Raw genomic sequence first — 17401 nt, 5'->3', positions numbered from 1 at the left:
CTAGGGCCGTTCGCGTACCCAGGCACGCGCCTCGGCGACATCGGCGAGCGCGAAGACGCGGATCTCGGCCGCCAGCACCGCGGCGGCGGCGCGCGTGATCGCGCCGATCCAGCCCTTGTCGGTCACCACCGCGCAGCGTGCGATATGGTTGAGATGTTTCGCCGCCCATTTGAGATCGGGCCACCAGATCGAACTGTCGATCGCGCCGATGTCCTTGACGATCTCGATCAGGCGCAATTTGCCGAACCGCGCGATCGCACCATCGATCTCGGCGACGACGCGGTCGTATTCCGGTTTGGTAATCGGGCCGTCGATCGTGAATTCGACGACGCCGTCGGTGGGATCGGTGCGATAATCGATCATGATGAGGGTTCCTGCCTACACGCCGGGTTGCATCCGGCGCGTTTCCACGCATCATGCGCGAACCCATGGAAATGTTCCCCGCCGTCACCACGATCGCCCAGACGATCCAGCTCTCGCTCAGCCCCGTGTTCATGCTCGCGGGCATCGGCGCGATCCTCAACGTGCTCGTCGCGCGACTCGCGCGCGTGGTCGATCGGGCGCGCGCGCTCGAGCGGCTTCAGCCCGTTCTGAACAGCGAGGACCGCGTTCACCATGGCTGGGAATTGCGGCTGCTCGATTGGCGAATGAAGGTCATCAACACCGCCCTGTTCCTGTGCGTGTCGAGCGCGATCGCGACCTGTTCGGTGGTCGCCTTGCTGTTCGTCGGCGAGCTGGCGCATCTCCACATCGGCACCGTGGTGGGGGTGATGTTCATCATGGCGATGCTGCTGCTGGTGTCGGGGCTCATCATGTTCCTCGTCGAGGTCCGCCTGTCGCTGCGCGCCACCTATGTGCGCAACGATATCCTCGGCCGGCGCTTGTCGTAATTTGATGCGAGAGCGGCACCGGCCCTCTCCCCCGCCCCACCTCCCAATCAGTATAATGTCATGGGAGATGGGACGGGGGAGAGGGCCGATGCCGCAGCCTAGAATCCAGGGCGCCCCGCGCCCTCTAGCCCCGCCCCGACATCGGCGGTCGGCAGATAGCGGGGCGGAACCCGCGCGTGGCTCGCCTGTTCGTAATCATAGCCCGCGCTGAGCAGCAGCGCCTCGCTATACGCCGGGCCGATGAACGACAGCCCCACGGGCAACCCATCGGCCAGCCCCATCGGCACGGTCAGGTGCGGATAGCCCGCCACGGCCGGCAGCGTCGACGCGCTCGGCCCGTTATATTGATCGCCGTAGATCGGGTCGCTGAGCCATGCCTGCGCGTAGGTGGGCTCGACCAATATCTGCACATCCGCCGCCTTGAGCATCGCATCGATCCCCTCGGCGCCCGCCAGCCGCAGCGACGTCGCCCGCGCGGCCTTGTACGCGGCGTCATCTAGCCCCTTGGTGGCCTGTGCCTGCTCGAAAATCTCCTGCGCGAAGAACGGCATCTCGGTATCGGCATGGGCTTGGTTGAACGCGATCAGATCGGCGAGCGTCCGCGCGGTGACCGCGGGCGGCGTGGTCGCCAGATACGTGTTCAGATCGGCCTTCAACTCGGTCTTGAACACCGTGAACTCGGCCTCGCCCAGTCCATCGAGCCTGGGTTCGGCCACCTCGACCAGCACCGCGCCCTCGGCCTTCAACACCGCAAGCGCGCGATCATACGCCGCGCTCAGGTGCGGCGGCATCCCCTCGGGGCGGCGCACCCCGATCCGTACGCCCTTAAGCGCGGTATCGGACAGGCCCGCCGCATAATCCCTGCGGTGCGCATCGGCGTCCTTCGTCGTCGGATCGGCCGGATCGCTGCCGATCATCGCGGTGAACAGGATCGCGGTGTCGCGCACCGACCTGGCCATCGGCCCGGCGATATCCTGGCTGTGGCTGATCGGCACGATATGCGTGCGGCTGACCAGCCCGATCGTCGGCTTCAACCCGACCAGCCCGTTGATCGAGGCGGGGCACACCACCGATCCGTCGGTCTCGGTGCCCAGCGCCGCCGCCGCGAAGCTCGCCGCCACCGCCGCCCCCGAGCCGCTCGACGAGCCGCACGCGGTGCGATCGAGCGCGTAGGGATTGCGCACCAGCCCGCCGATCGCGCTCCACCCGCTCATCGCATTCGTCGACCGGATGTTCGCCCATTCCGACAGATTGGTCTTGCCGAGGATCACCGCGCCGCCCGCACGCAGCCGCGCCACCACCGGCGCATCGCGGCGGGTGACATTGTCCTTGAGCGCGAGGCTGCCCGCCGTCGTCGGCATCGGATCGCGGGTCTCGATATTGTCCTTGATCAGGATCGGCACGCCATCGAGCGGGCCAAGCGGGGTGCCCGCCGTGCGCCGCGCGTCGCTCGCCTGCGCCTGCGCGATCGCCTCGGGGTTGAGCGCGATCACCGATCGCAGCGTCGGCCCGGCGCGGTCCATCGCCGCGATCCGCGCGAGATAGGCACGCGTGATCGCCTCGCTCGAACTGCCCTGCGCCATCATCGCGTGCAGTTGCTCGATCGAGGCCTCTTCGATTCGCGGCGCCTGTTGCGCCATCGCCGGAACAGCGACCGCCAATGCCAGTGATGCCAGCAGACACCGCATAATCCCCTCCGTGGCGCACCCCCGTTGCGGCATCCGTCGTGCCGCGAGTCCCTGCACGCCGATCCTGCGGCACCATCGCCGTCGCGACAAGGGGCGCCGCGCGTACCCGGCGTGACCTTTGCGCCCGGCAAGGCTAGGCTGGCCCGATGCACGAACCCCAGGACACACGCGTCATCATCATCGGCGCCGGCATGTCGGGGTTGCTCGCGGCGATGCGGCTGCGACGACGCGGGATCGACGATCTCGTGATCCTCGAAAAAGGCGACGGCGTCGGCGGCACCTGGCGCGACAATCGCTATCCGGGCTGCGCGTGCGACGTGCCGAGCCATCTCTACAGCTACAGCTTCGCGCCCAACCCTCATTGGTCGCGGATGTTCGCGCCGCAACCCGAAATCCTCGCCTATTTCACGCAAACGGCCAAGGCACGGGGGCTTGACCGCCACCTGCGGCTCGGCACCGAGGTAACGCACGCCCGCTTCGACGAGACCGACAATCGCTGGAGCGTCACCGCCGCCGATGGCCGCGCGTGGCGCGCGCCGGCCCTGATCGTCGCGACCGGCCAGCTCAACCACCCGAATATCCCCGACATTCCCGGTCGCAAGCGTTTCGCCGGTGCGCAATTCCACACCGCGCGCTGGGATGCGTCGCTTCCGCTCACCGGCAAACGCGTCGGCGTGATCGGCACCGGCGCCAGCGCGATCCAGGTCGTACCGGGGATCGTCGACAGGGTGGCGCACCTCACGGTGTTCCAGCGCTCGCCGCCATGGATCATCCCGCGCGGCGACCATCGCTTTTCGCCACGGCTACGCGGCCTGTTCGCGCGCGTCCCGCTGCTGCGCCGGGCGTTCCGCTGGCTGATCTGGCGCAAGCTCGAGGCAAGCTGGCCCGCGATCGGCGCCCCTGGCGGCGACAAGGCCCGCGAGATGGAGGCGCTCGCGCACGATCACCTCAAGGCGCAGGTGCCCGACGCCGCGCTGCGCGCGAAGCTTGCCCCCGATTTCCCGATCGGCTGCAAGCGCACGCTGGTCTCCGACGATTATTACCCCGCGTTGACGCGGCGCCGCGTCGATCTCGACACGCGCGCGATCGCCGCGATCACGCGCGAGGGCGTGCAACTGGCCGATGGCGAGACGATCCCGCTCGACATCATCGTCTGGGCGACCGGCTTCGCCAGCCACGGTTTCCTCGCACCGATCGTGATCGACGGACCACGCGGCACGCTCGATCGCGTGTGGCGGCACGGCGCCATTGCCTATCGCGGCACCACCGTCGCGGGTTTCCCCAATCTGTTCATCCTCTACGGCCCCAACACCAATCTCGGGCACAATTCGATCATCTTCATGGTCGAGCGCCAGATGCGCTACGCGCTGCCCGCGATCCTCAAGCTCGCGCGCGGCGAGGCGCGCCGCATCGAGGTGCGCAGCACGGCGCAGGAGGCATATAACAGCGCCCTCCAGAACCGCCTGCTCACCACCGCCTGGGCGGGCGGGTGCGAGAGCTGGTACAAGACCGGCAGCGGCATCATGCCCAATAACTGGAGCAACGACACCCGGGCCTTCGCCAAATTGATGCGCCGCTTCGACGCCGAGGCTTACGAGATCAGCTAGCGCGGCGAGCCTTATATGATCCGTTCGCCCTGAGCCTGTCGAAGGGCCGCTTTTGTCCGTTGCGTATGGAAAACAAGAACGGTGCTTCGACAACCCCGGATCAAGTCCGGGGACGAACTGGGCGCGATGATCCAGGGTCGGGAGAAGGGCCGGCACCGCTCCTGGTTCAGCGCAACTGAAACAGTCCTCCAGAAATGAAAGAGGCTGCCGGGCCCTCTCCCGAGGTGCCCGACAGCCTCTCGCATGGTCAGCGGCCGGAAGCTCCAGCCCGGGAGACCATGCGAGCCGTTATGCCTGTGGGTGCTGCCGTTGGCTGGGGGAGAATACCCCCCGGCGACACCCGGTGGCGATCAGCGGCGCGTCTCCCGAACGAACTGAACCGACCCCATTGCTGAACCATGAGACATCGGATCACCTCCTTTCGCTAGTTGAAGCACTGTGCAGCCATGCCCTGGCTACACCCCCAATGTGAGTCAGCGATGCCCCAGAAACAAGTCTTGTTTTGCGCGCGCATCTGCGCAACCATCCGCGTTTCGCGCCGCGGCGACGGCGCGCCGCGCTATCCGATCGGGGCCGCGCACCGCAGGATGGTCTGGCGGATGACCGGATCGATCGGCATCGCCAGCGTCGGCCCGCCCCCGATCCTGACCCCGATCCGATCCTTCGCGGTCGCGAGGACATCGGTAAGGAAGGTATCGGTCGCCGGGTTGCTCGCCTGCGTGCGGCCCCCCGGCCCCGGCTCGGTGTAGAAGGTCGCCGCGCCGTTGGCGGCAATGATCTGCATCGTCGCGCCGGTGCCGCCCGAGGCGGCGCGCGTGAACACCATCCGGCGCGTTTCCGGATCGCACCGCATCGCGAATTCGGAGGCTTCTCCGGCGTCGCCGAACACCGCCTGATCGCCCTTGGCCGACACCTGAAAACGCCATTGCCCCGCCGCGACGGCAACCCCCTCAAGCTCGGGCGCGGGCAAAGCCGCCGAGCCGACATCGGCCGAGGGGGCAGGCACGCGGTGCGCGTCCTGCAAATTGCCGCTCGCCTCGGGCACCGGCATCTCGGTGTTCGACGGCGCGTGCTGCTGGCAGGCCCCCAGCCCCGCCAGCATCGCCACCGCAATCAGGCGCTTCATCACCGGCAATCCTCGGCCACGCGCTCGATTTCGGCATAAGCCGGGATCACCAAAATCGGCAGCCCCGGCTGCTCGACGATGAAGCGGCCGCGGCTATAACCCATCGCGTCGATCAGCGAATCGCGCGCGGCAAGCGTGCTCACCATCGTCGCCCCGCTCGGCTGCGATGCCAGCGCGCGCGCGGTGCTGCTGGTACGGATCATCATTGCCCCGCTAGTCGGCGCGATTCCGACACGCGAGACGATGATCTGTTGCGCAGGGCGGTCGCAGTGCAGCGCAAACGCCACATCGGCGCCCCCCGTCCCGAAGGTTGCAACGCTGCCGTGCGCATCCTGGCGATAGCGCCAGTCGCCCGGCGTCAGCGGCCAATCGTGCCAGTCGCCGGCCGGCGCGGGCGCCACTGGCGGCGGAGACGGCACCGGCGCGGGGGCCGGCGCGGGTTGCGGCGCCGGCGCGACGGGCGGCGGCGAGGCGGGGATACAGCCGGCGAGGATCGCGACCGCGGCAAGGGCAAGCATGTTACGCATCATGGCCGCTTATGGGCGAAGCCGGGCCGCCGCTCAACCGCCCAGCGCGAGGAACCGCACCGCGCGCGCGCCGTTTCGCCTTCGACACAAGAAGGAATCCGAGATGGCGACCCCCAACCCCGAGACCGCAAACCAGATCCTGATCCAGTCGAACAAGGTCGAGGTGATGAAGGTCCTGAGCCGCGACGGCGATCGGATCGGCCACGTCCTTGCCTTCATGATCCACAAACGCACCGGCCGCGCGGCTTATGCTATCCTCTCGATCGGCGGTTTTCTGGGCATGGGCAAGGCGTTCTACCCCCTGCCCTTCCACCTGCTCGATTACGATCCCGTCGCCGACGACTATCGCGTCACGATCGACCGCCGCCTCCTCGAAGGCGGCCCCAGTTGGTCGAACAACGCCCCCGTCTTCGACCAGGCCTATGCCGATCGCGTCGCAAGCTATTACGGCGTGGACCGCGAAGATCTGACGCTGGGGTAACGCGTCAGGCGGCGCGCGGCACGATCCGATCGAGCGCGTCACCGTCGCGCAGGCGCACTTCCTCCAGATCGTAGCTATTTTGCAGCCGCAGGAAAAAGCCTTCGCTCATCCCGAAATAGCGCGTCAGCCGGGCATCGACCGCAGCATCGACGTCGTCCAGGCTCGCCACGATCCGGGCCAGCCGATCGCGCGACAAATCGGCCCCTGCGGCAACCTCATCGAGCGTGATGTCGCTACCGATCAGGAAATCCTCGCGCAGCACATCGCCCGGATGGACATTATCCAGCCGGTCGTCATCCGCGATGATAGTCTTCGATCCGGACATCGTCTGCGCCTCCATCCGACCAGCCGAACGTAATCCGCCACTGGTCGTTGATCCGGATACTATATCGTGGAGGCCGTATCTCTTTCAACTGCTCAAGCCGATTGCCGCGCGGAACGCGAAGCTCGTCGAGGCACTCGATGCTGTCGAGCTGGCGCAGCTTGCGGCGCGCGGTCTGCTGGATATCGGACGGCAGCTTGCGGCTGCGACGTCCACTCCAGACGCACTCGGTTTCACGATCGGCGATGCTGCGGATCATCGCAACTTCGCAAAAAGAATATCTAAACGAAGAAATTCACGGTCGCTGGGCCGTTTTGCGTGCCAGAACCGCAATCCATTTACATTGGTACCAGTAACGTCTTTCGCAGCGGCAGAGGGACTACTTTGAGATTTCCGATTTCGGTCAAGCCATTCGCCATCTTCTATGATCGCGCGAAATTCCTCGCCCTTGTATATCGCTCGTAGCTGCGTGCCGTGCGGTAACTCGCCCCCACGCAAAGCGAACCCTCGCCGCTCACGATCCTGGCTCGACGCACACGATACCGCTTCAGACGGATTAGGCTTGCGCCGGGCCAGGCCCAAAAGCTCGCGAAGCACATCATTGTAGGTGTGGCCTTCGTGCGCCCGGCGGGCTGTCAGTTCTTTGAATACATCGAAATCTATATCTATCGATTGCATGCTCGCCCTCCGTCCGAAAAGAGCGATAGTACGTTTAGCACTAAACTGTCAACGCCCCCGCCCGCCGCCCATTCGCATCTGGGTCTGCTTGCCGTAGCGGGTCTTGCGCGTGCCCGGCTTGCCTTCGTTGCTGCGCCCCATCACCGGCGCCTTGCGTTGATCCTCGGGCAGCCCCAGTTCTTCGGCTTCGAGCGCCCTGATCTCGTCGCGCAGGCGGCCGGCTTCCTCGAATTCGAGATCGGCGGCGGCGGCGCGCATCTTCTTCTCGAGTTCCTCGATATAGGCGCGCAGATTGTGCCCCACCATGTGCGGCCGATCCTCGTCGATCGGCACCGTCACCTGATCCTTCGAGGCAACATGCGCGATGATATCACCGATATTCTTGCGGATTGTCGCCGGCGTGATGCCGTGCGCGGCATTATACGCCTCCTGCTTCTCGCGGCGGCGGCTGGTTTCGTTGAGCGCGCGCTCCATGCTGCCGGTCATGCGATCGGCATAGAGGATCACGCGCCCGTCGACGTTGCGCGCGGCGCGGCCGATCGTCTGGATCAGCGAGGTTTCGGAGCGCAGGAACCCCTCCTTGTCCGCGTCGAGGATCGCGACCAGCCCGCATTCGGGAATATCGAGCCCTTCGCGCAACAGGTTGATTCCTACCAGCACATCATAGACACCAAGCCTAAGGTCACGGATCAGCTCGATTCTTTCGAGTGTCTCGGTATCCGAATGCATGTAGCGGACCTTGAGCCCCGCCTCGTGCATATATTCGGTCAGATCCTCGGCCATCCGCTTGGTGAGCGTGGTGACGAGCGTGCGATAGCCCAGTTCGGCGGTCTTGCGGCATTCCTGGATCAGATCCTGCACCTGCTCCTCGACCGGCCTGATCTCGACCGGCGGATCGATCAGCCCCGTCGGCCGGATCACCTGCTCGGAAAAGACGCCGCCGGTCTGCTCCATCTCCCAGCCGCCGGGCGTCGCCGAGACATAGGTGGTCTGCGGGCGCATCGCCTCCCATTCGTTGAACCGCAGCGGGCGGTTGTCGATCGCCGAGGGCAGGCGGAAGCCATATTCGGCCAGCGTGATCTTGCGCTTGTGGTCGCCGCGCGACATGCCGTTGATCTGGCCGATCGTCTGGTGGCTCTCGTCGACGAACAGCAACGCGTTCTCGGGCAGATATTCGAACAGCGTGGGCGGCGGTTCGCCCGGCAGACGGCCGGTCAAAAAGCGCGAATAATTCTCGATTCCCGCACAACTTCCTGTCGCCGCAATCATTTCGAGGTCGAAATTGGTACGCTGTTCGAGCCGCTGGTGCTCGAGCAATTTGCCCTCGGCCTCAAGCTCCTTCAGCCGCTCGGCCAGTTCGTGGCGGATGCCCTCCATCGCCTGTTTGAGCGTCGGGCCCGGCGTCACATAATGCGAATTGGCGAACACGCGGACATAATCGAGGCTCGCGACCTTCTTCCCCGTCAGCGGGTCGAACTCGACGATCTCCTCGATATCGTCGCCGAAGAACGAGACGCGCCACGCGGTATCCTCGTAATGCGACGGGAAGATTTCGAGATTGTCGCCCTTCACGCGGAAATTGCCGCGCGCGAACGCCGCGTCGTTGCGCTTGTATTGCAGTGCGACCAGCTTGCGCACGATCTCGCGCTGGTCGACGCTCTGCCCTTTCTTGAGATCGAAGATCATCGCGCTGTACGTCTCGACCGAGCCGATGCCGTAGAGGCACGAGACCGAGGCGACGATGATGACGTCGTCGCGTTCGAGCAGCGATCGCGTCGCGGCATGCCGCATCCGGTCGATCGCCTCGTTCACCGAGCTTTCCTTCTCGATGTACGTATCCGATCGCGGCACATAGGCCTCGGGCTGATAATAATCGTAATAGCTGACGAAATATTCGACCGCGTTGTTGGGAAAGAAGCTCTTGAACTCGCCATAAAGCTGGGCGGCGAGGATCTTGTTGGGCGCCAGGATCAGCGCCGGGCGCTGCAGCGCCTCGATCACCTTGGCCATGGTGAAGGTCTTGCCCGATCCGGTGACGCCGAGCAGCACCTGGTCGCGCTCGCCGGCCCGCGCCGCCGCGACCAGCTCGGCGATCGCGGTCGGCTGGTCGCCCGCGGGCTCGTAATCGCTGACGATCTCGAACCGCTTGCCGCCTTCCGCTTTCTCGGGTCGGTTGGGGCGGTGCGGAACGAAGGACTCGCCGGTGTCGGGCTCGGCAAGGCTGGTACGGATCTGGATGGCCATGGCGCAGATATGGGACCCCGATGCAGTGCTGCCAATCAGGATCGCGCCACCTCGATTGACGACGTTGACGCCCCCCGCACTCTTCTCCGACCCTGTTGCCGATGCCTGATAGCGCGCCGCTCCGAACAAATAAAGAACACTTTACCCCACCCGCCGATACGCCACCCGCCACATCACCAGCGCGGTCGCGGCGGCGGTGGCGGCGAACATCAGCGCGACGCCGATCGCGCGCAGCCAGCCGATCGCGGCGCTGCCTTGGTCGGCAAAGGCGTAGCTCGCGAGCAGATCGTGCGCCGCGGCGATCCACAGCATCAGCGCGACGATCGCCCCCAACGCGGCGGCATAGCCGGGGCCGCGCCGGCCGCTGGCGTGGAGCGCGAGCCATAACGGCCCGAAGGTGGCGGTGATCGCCAGCATCGCGAGCAGCGTCGCGATCGCGAGGATCTCGATCAGCAGCAGCGCCCCCGGCCCGCCATCGCGCGCGGCGAGCAGCATCGCGAGCACGCCGTACAGCACCCCACCCGCCGCGAGCGCGAGCCCCGCCCGATCGAGCGTGATCTGATAGCGCGGCATCATGCTGCCCGCGTCGGCCCCCGTTTCCCCCATGACCGGCATATTTACCACGTTCGCGCCGCCGCGCCAAAAAATACGCCGCGAGCGCCGCGCGCGCCCCGTCGTTACGCGGGAGGAACGCCCTGTCGCCCTGCAACGTTCTCATTCCACCAACCGGAGGATCAACGCCATGTTGTGGACCATCGCCGTCATTCTGCTCGTCTTGTGGCTATTGGGCTTCTTCGCCTTTCACATCGCGGGCGGGCTCATCCACATCCTGCTCGTCATCGCGGTCGTCGCCGTGATCTGGCAGCTGATCTCGGGCCGACGCGGGGTCTGATATTGCGCCACTGATGTGAAACCGGCACCGGCCCGCTCCCCCACCCCACCACCCAAGACATTATACTGACTGGGAGGTGGGGTGGGGGAGCGGGCCGGTGCCGCGCGAATTCAGCAACGCTGAATTCGCCTCTAGCGCAGCGCCCGCACCTCGGGCGTGTCGAGGCACGCCAGCCGCTCGGCGCGCGGCACTTCGGCAGTCGCGGGCGGTGCCTGATAGGCCGCGACCTCGATCGGCGCGCCGATCGCCACGGTGTCGAAGCGCGCCGGGTCCATCGCAGCGCAGCGCATCGCCGGCGCCAGCATCCGCGCGGGCGTGTCATACCCCTCATATGACAGGCGGAAGGTGCCCCAATGCACGACGATCGCGCGCGCGGCGCCAGTGCGGCGATACGCCTCGACGGCATCGAGCGGCCCCATATGCCCGCCGCTTGCCATCTGCCCATCTGTGAAGCGGAACGCGCCGATCGGCAGCAGCGCCAACCGGATCGGCCCGTAAGACGCGGCCGTGTCGGCCCAGCCGAACGCCCCCGCGCCGGTATCGCCCGAATAGTACAGATTGCCCCCCGGCAGCCGCACCACGAAGCCCGACCACAAGGCGCGGTTGCGATCGGTGAACCAGCGGCTCGTCCAGTGATGCGCGGGTGTCACCACCACGTCGATTCCGGGCTTGATCGCCACGCTCCGCCCCCAGTCGAGCGCGGTCGCCGGCACGCGGGCCTTGGCGATGATCGCATCGTTGCCGAGGCTGGTGAAGACCCGCGGGCGATCGCGCCGCCACAGCCGGTCGAGCGTCGCCAGATCGAGATGATCGTAATGGTTGTGGCTCACCAGCACGAGATCGATTGGCGGCAGATCGTCGAACGCGACGCCGGGCGCGGTCACGCGGCGCGGCCCGATCATTCCGAACGGCCCGGCGCGGTCGCTCCACACCGGATCGGTCAGGATGTTGAGCCCCTGCGTCTGGATCAGCATCGTCGCATGGCCGACCCACGTCACCACCATCCGCTCGCCCTCGACGCGCGCGGCGGGCACCGACGGCTGCACCGCGACCCGTTCGGGCCAGGCGGGGCGCCCGTCGCGCCCGAACAGATAGCGCAGCAGGAACCCGCCGCGGCTGCCGCCCGTGGGCGGCGCCAGCATATCGTCGCGGTCAAGGTTGAAGAAGCGCGCGCCATCGAAATGGTCGCTCACCGGCCCGCGATAATAGACCCGGTCGAGGAAGCGCGGCACGATCACGATCGCGAGCAGCGCCACGATCACCAGCACCAGCACAGCCGAACCGGCAAAACGCACCAACGCCCAGATCATGCCCGTTCCCGTCCTTGTCGCAGCCGCCGCGTCCGTCCCACAGCGCGGCGCGGGGAACAACCGAAATCAACGCAGCCAAGCGCAATCACCGCCTTCATTTTGCAAACGATTTCGAAACGGGCGCGCTGCTAGGGCGGGCGCATGACCGATTCCGTTCGCCGGGCCATGAACATCGCCGCCACCGCGCGGGAGAATTCCGTGCTGCTCTCGCTCGTCGATCCAGACGAGACGACCTCGGCGTTCGACCACGTCCAGCCCGTGCGGCAGGTGGGCGCGGTGTGGCCGCTGGCGATGATCGCGCAGATCGTCGCGGTGACGGCGTGCCTGGCGATCACGATCGAGGCCGGTTACGGCGCGCTGGCCGCGCAGATGATCGTCCCCGGCGGGCTGGCGACGGCGGCCGGGGTGATTGTGTTCGCGGTGCTGCTGATCGGGCGCTGGCGCGGTTTCGCGCCCCATATCCAGGCGCGCGCGATCGCCTGCGGCGCGGTCGCGATCGCCGCGAGCCTGCTCTATCTGCTCCACGCCACCGCGGCGCTGCCGCCGGGGCCGCTGCAACTCGCAGGGTTCGTCGCCGTCGCCGGGGCGATCGGGCTGTCGGCAAGCGCCTTGTTCGCGATCCGCGCGGCGATCCTCGGCTTCGCGATCGGGCTGGCGGCGGCGATTTTCGCGCTGTCGGGGCTGAGCGTCGCGACCGGGCTCGCGCTCGGCCTGCTGGTCTGTCTCGGGCTCGTCACGCACCGCCTCGCCGCGCTCGACCATCGCATCGCCGACGAACGCGCCGCGCGCGACAATGCGGGCCGCCTCGCCAGCCGGCTGGTCGCCGAATTCGAATCGCACGGCTCGGGCTGGTTCTGGCAGACCGATCGTCAGGGCCGGCTGACCTATCTGTCGGACAAAGTCGCGCGTGCGCTGGTGGTCGATGGCGCCAGCCCGATCGGGCGGATGCTCAACGCGGTGTTCCGCATGGACGGCAGCACGCGCGAGACCGAACGGACGCTCGGCTTCCACCTCAATTCGCGCACCGCGTTCGCCGAATATTCGGTCGCCGCCAACAACAAGGCCGAGGCCGATCGCTGGTGGTCGATTTCGGGCCGCCCGGTGACCGACGATCGCGGCCGCTTCGTCGGCTTCATCGGTTCGGGCAGCGACCTCACCGAGCAGCGTCGCTCGGAAGAAGAGATCACGCGGCTCGCGCGGTTCGACGGGCTCACCGGGCTCGCCAACCGCCAGCGGATGAAGCATTCGCTCGATCAGACGCTCGCGCATTCGGCCCGCACCTATCATCCGACCACGCTCTTTCTGCTCGATCTCGATCGCTTCAAGGCGGTCAACGACACGCTCGGCCACCAGACCGGCGACGAATTGCTCAAACAGGTTGCGCAGCGGCTCCAGCGCGCGATCGGCGACAAGGGGCTGGTCGGGCGGCTGGGCGGCGACGAATTCGAAGTGGTGCTGCCGGGCGAAACCAACCGCGAGCGGCTGGGGGAGCTCGCCAAATCGGTCATCGGCGCGCTGTCGCAGCCCTATTTCATCGGCGGGTCGTCGATCTCGATCGGCTGCTCGATCGGGATCGCGATCGCGCCCGAGGATGGCGACGATTCGGAAAGCCTGATCCGCAACGCCGATCTCGCGCTCTACGCCGCCAAGGCCGACGGGCGCGGCATTCACCGTTTCTATCGCGCCGAACTGCTCGCCGGCGCGCAGAACCGCAAGGCGCTCGAGGACGATCTGCGCCATGCGCTGGTCCAGAACCAGTTCTACGTCGCCTATCAGCCGGTGGTGTCGACCAGGGAAGAGCGCATCGTCGGCTATGAAGCGCTGATCCGCTGGGAACATCCGACCCGCGGCGCGATCTCCCCGGCCGAATTCGTCCCCATTGCCGAGGAATGCGGACTGATCGAGTCGATCGGCGAATGGGTCCTGCGCACCGCGTGCGACGAAGCCGCGCGCTGGCCGGATCATGTGCGCGTCGCGGTCAACGTCTCGCCGATCCAGTTCGCCAACCCCGCGCTGCCCGCGATCGTCACCAACGCGCTCGCCAAATCGGGGATCGCGCCGCAGCGGCTCGAACTCGAAATCACCGAAGGCGTGTTCCTCGACGAAACCGCCTCGTCCGACCAGATGTTCAAGAACCTCAAGGCGATCGGGGTGCGGCTCGCGCTCGACGATTTCGGCACCGGCTATTCGTCGCTCGGCTATCTGAAGAAAGCGCCGTTCGACAAGATCAAGATCGATCAGTCGTTCGTCCGCGGCGCCGCGATTCCCGGCAACCGCAACGCCGCGATCATCAAGGCGATCGTCACGCTCGCCGAAACGCTGGGCATGGAAACCACCGCCGAGGGTGTCGAGCTCGAAGACGAGATCGCGCTGATCCGCAATCTGGGGTGCAGCCACATCCAGGGCTATATCTACGGCAAGCCCGCGCGGTGCGACGAGGTCCGCAAGCAGCTCGGGGGCGGCGGCAAGGCCCGCGCGATGGGCTATAAGGTCAGCCGCAGCCCACGCACGCGGATGCTGCGCTCGGCCCGGATCGAGGTGGCGGGCGAAGTCGGCGAGGTGCGCATCCGCGACCTCTCCGCCACCGGCGCGATGATCGAGGGGGTCGACGCGAGCGAGGACGCGATCGGGATCGAGTTGCTGATCGAACTGCTCGAGGGCGAGATGTTCCCCGCGCGGCTGCGCTGGGCCGCCGAGGGCAAGGCGGGGATCGAGTTCAACAAGCATTTCAACATGGAACGCCTCAACCAGCCCGCCCCCAAAGCGCTCCGCAAAGCGGGCTGACCGGCGCCGCGTCACACGTGCCGCCGTACCGCCATCGTCCCGATGCCGCCCCGGTGTCGCCGACAAAATATTTTGTGTTCCCGGTTTACCCCCTTGCATTCGCTGAACCCCGCACAGCCCCGCGCGTCGCTGCGGCGCCGCATTTTGTTCCATCGACGAAGCGAGTCTGGTGAGCGACGAACGGATCGCCTAGTTTGCGCTTCGCCCTTGCTTAGCCGGGGCGATTATCACAATCTCTTGTGGTCGAGTTGAGGGGCAGACCCAATAGCTGGTAGAACGACGTTCGCGACACAGAGTCGCGGCGGACCTTGATTCGCGCCTGCATCATGGCGCGCGGTCACATTTTGTTCTCCAGATCGGGCACCTTGGTGTAGCATGGGGGTTCGTCCCCCGATTCGAATAGACCGGCACGCGCCGGAACGCAGAGACGGGAGCCGTAGCGATGGATTTCAGGGATCAGGAGCGTGAGGATAGCATGGCTACCGATGTGATCGAGGCCGCAGGCGCGACCGCCGCCGTCAGCGAGGCGCTTGCCGAAGCGTCGAGTTCGAGCCACGGCGCCCGCCCCCTGCCCTATCCGGTCGAGGTCGATCACAGCCGCGACGCGCTGCTGACCGAATTCGGCAAGGAGACGCTGCGCGACCGCTATCTGCTGCCGGGCGAGAGCTTCCAGGATTTGTTCGTGCGCGTCGCCAGCGCCTATGCCGACGATGCGCCCCACGCGCAGCGGCTCTATGATTATATCTCGAACCTGTGGTTCATGCCGGCGACGCCGGTGCTGTCGAACGGCGGCACCGGGCGCGGCCTGCCGATCTCCTGCTATCTGAACTCGGTGCCCGACAGCCTCGAAGGCATTGTCGATACCTGGAACGAGAACGTCTGGCTCGCCTCGCGCGGCGGCGGCATCGGCACCTATTGGGGCAATGTGCGCGGCATCGGCGAGCCGGTCGGGCTCAACGGCAAGACCAGCGGCATCATCCCGTTCGTCCGCGTGATGGACAGCCTGACGCTCGCCATTTCGCAAGGCTCGCTGCGGCGCGGCTCGGCGGCCTGCTATCTCGACATCTCGCATCCCGAGATCGAGGAGTTCCTCGAAATCCGCAAACCCTCGGGCGATTTCAACCGCAAGGCACTCAACCTGCACCACGGCGTGCTCATCCCGAACGCGTTCATGGAAGCGGTGCGCGCGGGCGCCGAATGGGAGCTGAAAAGCCCCAAGGACGGCTCGGTGCGCGCCACGGTCGATGCGCGCGCGCTGTTCCAGAAGCTGGTCGAAACCCGGCTCGCGACCGGCGAACCCTATATCGTGTTCGCCGATCACGTGAACGACAACATGCCCAAGCATCATCGCGATGTCGGGCTCAAGGTCTCGACCTCGAACCTGTGCAGCGAGATCACGCTGCCCACCGGCAAGGATCACCTCGGCAACGATCGCACCGCGGTGTGCTGCCTGTCGTCGCTCAACCTCGAAACCTGGGATCAGTGGAAGGACGAGAAGGGCTTCATCGAAGACGTGATGCGCTTCCTCGACAACGTGCTGCAGGATTATATCGATCGCGCCGAGCCCGGTATGGCGCGCGCCGCTTATTCGGCCGCGCGCGAGCGCTCGGTGGGGCTCGGCGTGATGGGCTTCCACTCGTTCCTCCAGGCGCGCGGGCTGCCGTTCGAAGGCGCGATGGCGAAGAGCTGGAACCTTCGGATCTTCAAGCACATCAGCACGCAGGCCAACGAAGCCTCGATGATGCTGGCGCATGAGCGCGGGCCGTGCCCCGACGCCGCCGATCAGGGCGTGATGGAACGCTTTTCGTGCAAGATGGCGATCGCGCCGACCGCATCGATCAGCATCATCTGCGGCGGCACCAGCGCGTGCATCGAGCCGATCCCGGCCAATATCTACACGCACAAGACGCTGTCGGGATCGTGGTCGATCAAGAACCCGTATCTCGAAAAGCTGCTGATCGAGAAATCGAAGAACAGCGATGCGGTGTGGAACACGATCCTCGAGCGCGGCGGCTCGATCCAGCATCTCGATTTCCTGAGCCAGGAAGAGAAGGATTGCTTCAAGACCAGCTTCGAGATCGATCAGCGCTGGCTGCTCGAACTCGCGGGCGATCGCGCGCCGTTCATCGATCAGGCGCAGAGCCTCAACCTGTTCATCCCGGCCGATGTCGAGAAATGGGATCTGCTGATGCTCCACTTCCGCGCGTGGGAACTGGGTATCAAGTCGCTATATTATCTGCGCTCGAAATCGATCCAGCGCGCGGGCTTTGCCGGCGGGGTCGAGGCGGACAACACGCCCGATCTGGCGAAGTTCGAGCTGGAGACGACCGATTACGACGAATGTCTCGCGTGCCAGTAAGCGCCTGACGTTCGCGCCCCTGCGGAGGCTGGGGCTCGTGCCACCTTCCCCGGCAAAAGCGTGCGCCTGGGAAACAGCAACCGCCCCTGCGCCTCCGCAGGGGCCGCGTGGATAGAATGACCGTGCCGAATGCCGCCAAGATATCACCCCTCCGGGCCCGCGCGTTGCGGACCGAGGTGGCGATGTATCTGGCGGCGCGATCGGGCGGTCTATTCCGCCTCTTCGAACAGATCCTGCGCGTTCTGCGCGGTGGCCGAGAGGCGCACCGTGTCGCCCTCGATATCGGCGACCAGGCCGATCGGCAGCCAGTGATGCTTCGCACCCTCGCCGCCCGGCCCCTGCGGGCTATCGGCCCTGGTCAGCTTGATCCGGTCGCCATCCATATGATCGACGGTGCCGAGATGGACGCCGTCGGCGCCGATCACCGTCATATTGTCCTTGATGCTGCTGGCATCGACCATCGTGATCCTCCTCATCTGCGTGCAGGGATCAA

At 66.2% G+C, this 17401-nt stretch carries 17 protein-coding genes; 6 read left to right on the top strand and 11 right to left on the bottom strand.

The features are described from left to right. On the bottom strand, positions 1-363 hold the full coding sequence (locus tag NFE57_RS12495; RefSeq protein WP_252135914.1) for a SpoIIAA family protein: 363 nt from the start codon (positions 361-363) through the stop codon (positions 1-3). Between the two features lie 65 nt (positions 364-428). On the opposite strand from NFE57_RS12495, the gene NFE57_RS12490 reads away from it, so the two are divergent. Continuing rightward, positions 429-890: a DUF2721 domain-containing protein gene (locus NFE57_RS12490; protein ID WP_252135913.1), complete on the top strand. Its 462-nt coding sequence runs from the start codon at positions 429-431 to the stop codon at positions 888-890. Between the two features lie 98 nt (positions 891-988). On the opposite strand, the gene NFE57_RS12485 is transcribed toward NFE57_RS12490, so the two are convergent. Then, positions 989-2578, bottom strand: coding sequence for an amidase (locus NFE57_RS12485; protein WP_252135912.1), 1590 nt, complete (start codon positions 2576-2578; stop codon positions 989-991). A 146-nt stretch (positions 2579-2724) separates the two neighbouring features. Here NFE57_RS12485 and NFE57_RS12480 point away from each other — a divergent pair, with 146 nt between their 5' ends. After that, complete coding sequence (locus tag NFE57_RS12480; RefSeq protein ID WP_252135911.1) at positions 2725-4185, top strand: flavin-containing monooxygenase; 1461 nt, start codon at positions 2725-2727, stop codon at positions 4183-4185. 559 nt (positions 4186-4744) lie between these two features. On the opposite strand, the gene NFE57_RS12475 is transcribed toward NFE57_RS12480, so the two are convergent. Together NFE57_RS12475 and NFE57_RS12470 are read right to left on the bottom strand one after the other, a co-directional pair. Continuing rightward, positions 4745-5311, bottom strand: a complete 567-nt coding sequence (locus NFE57_RS12475) for a hypothetical protein (RefSeq protein WP_252135910.1) — start codon at positions 5309-5311, stop codon at positions 4745-4747. Continuing rightward, on the bottom strand, positions 5311-5838 hold the full coding sequence (locus tag NFE57_RS12470) for a hypothetical protein (protein ID WP_252135909.1): 528 nt from the start codon (positions 5836-5838) through the stop codon (positions 5311-5313). The genes NFE57_RS12475 and NFE57_RS12470 overlap by 1 nt, the downstream gene beginning before the upstream one ends. Positions 5839-5941: 103 nt before the next feature. Here NFE57_RS12470 and NFE57_RS12465 point away from each other — a divergent pair, with 103 nt between their 5' ends. Further along, the gene (locus tag NFE57_RS12465; protein WP_252135908.1) at positions 5942-6319 is read left to right on the top strand and encodes a PRC-barrel domain-containing protein; all 378 of its coding nucleotides are present in this window, start codon (positions 5942-5944) and stop codon (positions 6317-6319) included. Between the two features lie 4 nt (positions 6320-6323). Here NFE57_RS12465 and NFE57_RS12460 read toward each other — a convergent pair whose 3' ends face one another. The 5 genes from NFE57_RS12460 to NFE57_RS12440 all read right to left on the bottom strand — a co-directional run bounded on the left by NFE57_RS12460 (position 6324) and on the right by NFE57_RS12440 (position 10139). Continuing rightward, positions 6324-6644 carry a HigA family addiction module antitoxin gene (locus tag NFE57_RS12460; RefSeq protein ID WP_252135907.1) on the bottom strand — a complete coding sequence of 107 codons (321 nt, stop codon included), beginning with the start codon at positions 6642-6644 and terminating at the stop codon, positions 6324-6326. Then, positions 6613-6900, bottom strand: coding sequence for a type II toxin-antitoxin system RelE/ParE family toxin (locus NFE57_RS12455; RefSeq protein WP_252135906.1), 288 nt, complete (start codon positions 6898-6900; stop codon positions 6613-6615). Before NFE57_RS12455 ends, NFE57_RS12460 begins: the two co-directional genes overlap by 32 nt. Further along, on the bottom strand, positions 6897-7319 hold the full coding sequence (locus NFE57_RS12450; RefSeq protein WP_252135905.1) for a DUF4357 domain-containing protein: 423 nt from the start codon (positions 7317-7319) through the stop codon (positions 6897-6899). The genes NFE57_RS12455 and NFE57_RS12450 overlap by 4 nt, the downstream gene beginning before the upstream one ends. A gap of 48 nt (positions 7320-7367) precedes the next feature. Then, the gene (gene uvrB, locus NFE57_RS12445; RefSeq protein ID WP_252135904.1) at positions 7368-9563 is read right to left on the bottom strand and encodes an excinuclease ABC subunit UvrB; all 2196 of its coding nucleotides are present in this window, start codon (positions 9561-9563) and stop codon (positions 7368-7370) included. 141 nt (positions 9564-9704) lie between these two features. Then, entirely contained in the window at positions 9705-10139 is a 435-nt protein-coding gene (locus NFE57_RS12440; RefSeq protein WP_252135903.1) for a hypothetical protein, read from the bottom strand. A 166-nt stretch (positions 10140-10305) separates the two neighbouring features. Between NFE57_RS12440 and NFE57_RS12435 the strand changes: the two genes are divergently transcribed. Then, positions 10306-10455, top strand: a complete 150-nt coding sequence (locus NFE57_RS12435; RefSeq protein WP_252135946.1) for a lmo0937 family membrane protein — start codon at positions 10306-10308, stop codon at positions 10453-10455. A gap of 131 nt (positions 10456-10586) precedes the next feature. Here NFE57_RS12435 and NFE57_RS12430 read toward each other — a convergent pair whose 3' ends face one another. After that, on the bottom strand, positions 10587-11765 hold the full coding sequence (locus NFE57_RS12430; RefSeq protein WP_252135902.1) for an MBL fold metallo-hydrolase: 1179 nt from the start codon (positions 11763-11765) through the stop codon (positions 10587-10589). 141 nt (positions 11766-11906) lie between these two features. On the opposite strand from NFE57_RS12430, the gene NFE57_RS12425 reads away from it, so the two are divergent. Together NFE57_RS12425 and NFE57_RS12420 are read left to right on the top strand one after the other, a co-directional pair. Beyond that, entirely contained in the window at positions 11907-14549 is a 2643-nt protein-coding gene (locus tag NFE57_RS12425; protein WP_252135901.1) for a putative bifunctional diguanylate cyclase/phosphodiesterase, read from the top strand. Positions 14550-14991: 442 nt separating this feature from the next. Beyond that, the gene (locus tag NFE57_RS12420) at positions 14992-16908 is read left to right on the top strand and encodes a ribonucleoside-diphosphate reductase subunit alpha (RefSeq protein ID WP_252135900.1); all 1917 of its coding nucleotides are present in this window, start codon (positions 14992-14994) and stop codon (positions 16906-16908) included. A 209-nt stretch (positions 16909-17117) separates the two neighbouring features. Here the strand turns inward: NFE57_RS12420 and NFE57_RS12415 are convergent, their stop codons facing one another. Further along, positions 17118-17369, bottom strand: coding sequence for a DUF2171 domain-containing protein (locus tag NFE57_RS12415; RefSeq protein ID WP_252135899.1), 252 nt, complete (start codon positions 17367-17369; stop codon positions 17118-17120). Between the last annotated feature and the right edge of the window lie 32 nt (positions 17370-17401).

This window comes from Hephaestia sp. MAHUQ-44 (assembly GCF_023806085.1).
Classification (GTDB): Bacteria; Pseudomonadota; Alphaproteobacteria; order Sphingomonadales; family Sphingomonadaceae; genus Sphingomonas.
This window is presented reverse-complemented; position numbering and strand designations above follow the sequence as displayed.

Excerpts from the sequence above, each read along its gene's own strand:
- uvrB (WP_252135904.1), bottom strand. The coding sequence starts at position 9,563 with ATGGCCATCCAGATCCGTACCAGCCTTGCCGAGCCCGACACCGGCGAG.
- NFE57_RS12450 (WP_252135905.1), bottom strand. The coding sequence starts at position 7,319 with ATGCAATCGATAGATATAGATTTCGATGTATTCAAAGAACTGACAGCC.
- NFE57_RS12480 (WP_252135911.1), top strand. The coding sequence starts at position 2,725 with ATGCACGAACCCCAGGACACACGCGTCATCATCATCGGCGCCGGCATG.
- NFE57_RS12470 (WP_252135909.1), bottom strand. The coding sequence starts at position 5,838 with ATGCGTAACATGCTTGCCCTTGCCGCGGTCGCGATCCTCGCCGGCTGT.
- NFE57_RS12490 (WP_252135913.1), top strand. The coding sequence starts at position 429 with ATGGAAATGTTCCCCGCCGTCACCACGATCGCCCAGACGATCCAGCTC.
- NFE57_RS12440 (WP_252135903.1), bottom strand. The coding sequence starts at position 10,139 with ATGATGCCGCGCTATCAGATCACGCTCGATCGGGCGGGGCTCGCGCTC.
- NFE57_RS12460 (WP_252135907.1), bottom strand. The coding sequence starts at position 6,644 with ATGTCCGGATCGAAGACTATCATCGCGGATGACGACCGGCTGGATAAT.
- NFE57_RS12475 (WP_252135910.1), bottom strand. The coding sequence starts at position 5,311 with ATGAAGCGCCTGATTGCGGTGGCGATGCTGGCGGGGCTGGGGGCCTGC.
- NFE57_RS12455 (WP_252135906.1), bottom strand. The coding sequence starts at position 6,900 with ATGATCCGCAGCATCGCCGATCGTGAAACCGAGTGCGTCTGGAGTGGA.
- NFE57_RS12420 (WP_252135900.1), top strand. The coding sequence starts at position 14,992 with ATGGATTTCAGGGATCAGGAGCGTGAGGATAGCATGGCTACCGATGTG.
- NFE57_RS12415 (WP_252135899.1), bottom strand. The coding sequence starts at position 17,369 with ATGGTCGATGCCAGCAGCATCAAGGACAATATGACGGTGATCGGCGCC.
- NFE57_RS12495 (WP_252135914.1), bottom strand. The coding sequence starts at position 363 with ATGATCGATTATCGCACCGATCCCACCGACGGCGTCGTCGAATTCACG.
- NFE57_RS12430 (WP_252135902.1), bottom strand. The coding sequence starts at position 11,765 with ATGATCTGGGCGTTGGTGCGTTTTGCCGGTTCGGCTGTGCTGGTGCTG.
- NFE57_RS12425 (WP_252135901.1), top strand. The coding sequence starts at position 11,907 with ATGACCGATTCCGTTCGCCGGGCCATGAACATCGCCGCCACCGCGCGG.
- NFE57_RS12435 (WP_252135946.1), top strand. The coding sequence starts at position 10,306 with ATGTTGTGGACCATCGCCGTCATTCTGCTCGTCTTGTGGCTATTGGGC.
- NFE57_RS12465 (WP_252135908.1), top strand. The coding sequence starts at position 5,942 with ATGGCGACCCCCAACCCCGAGACCGCAAACCAGATCCTGATCCAGTCG.
- NFE57_RS12485 (WP_252135912.1), bottom strand. The coding sequence starts at position 2,578 with ATGCGGTGTCTGCTGGCATCACTGGCATTGGCGGTCGCTGTTCCGGCG.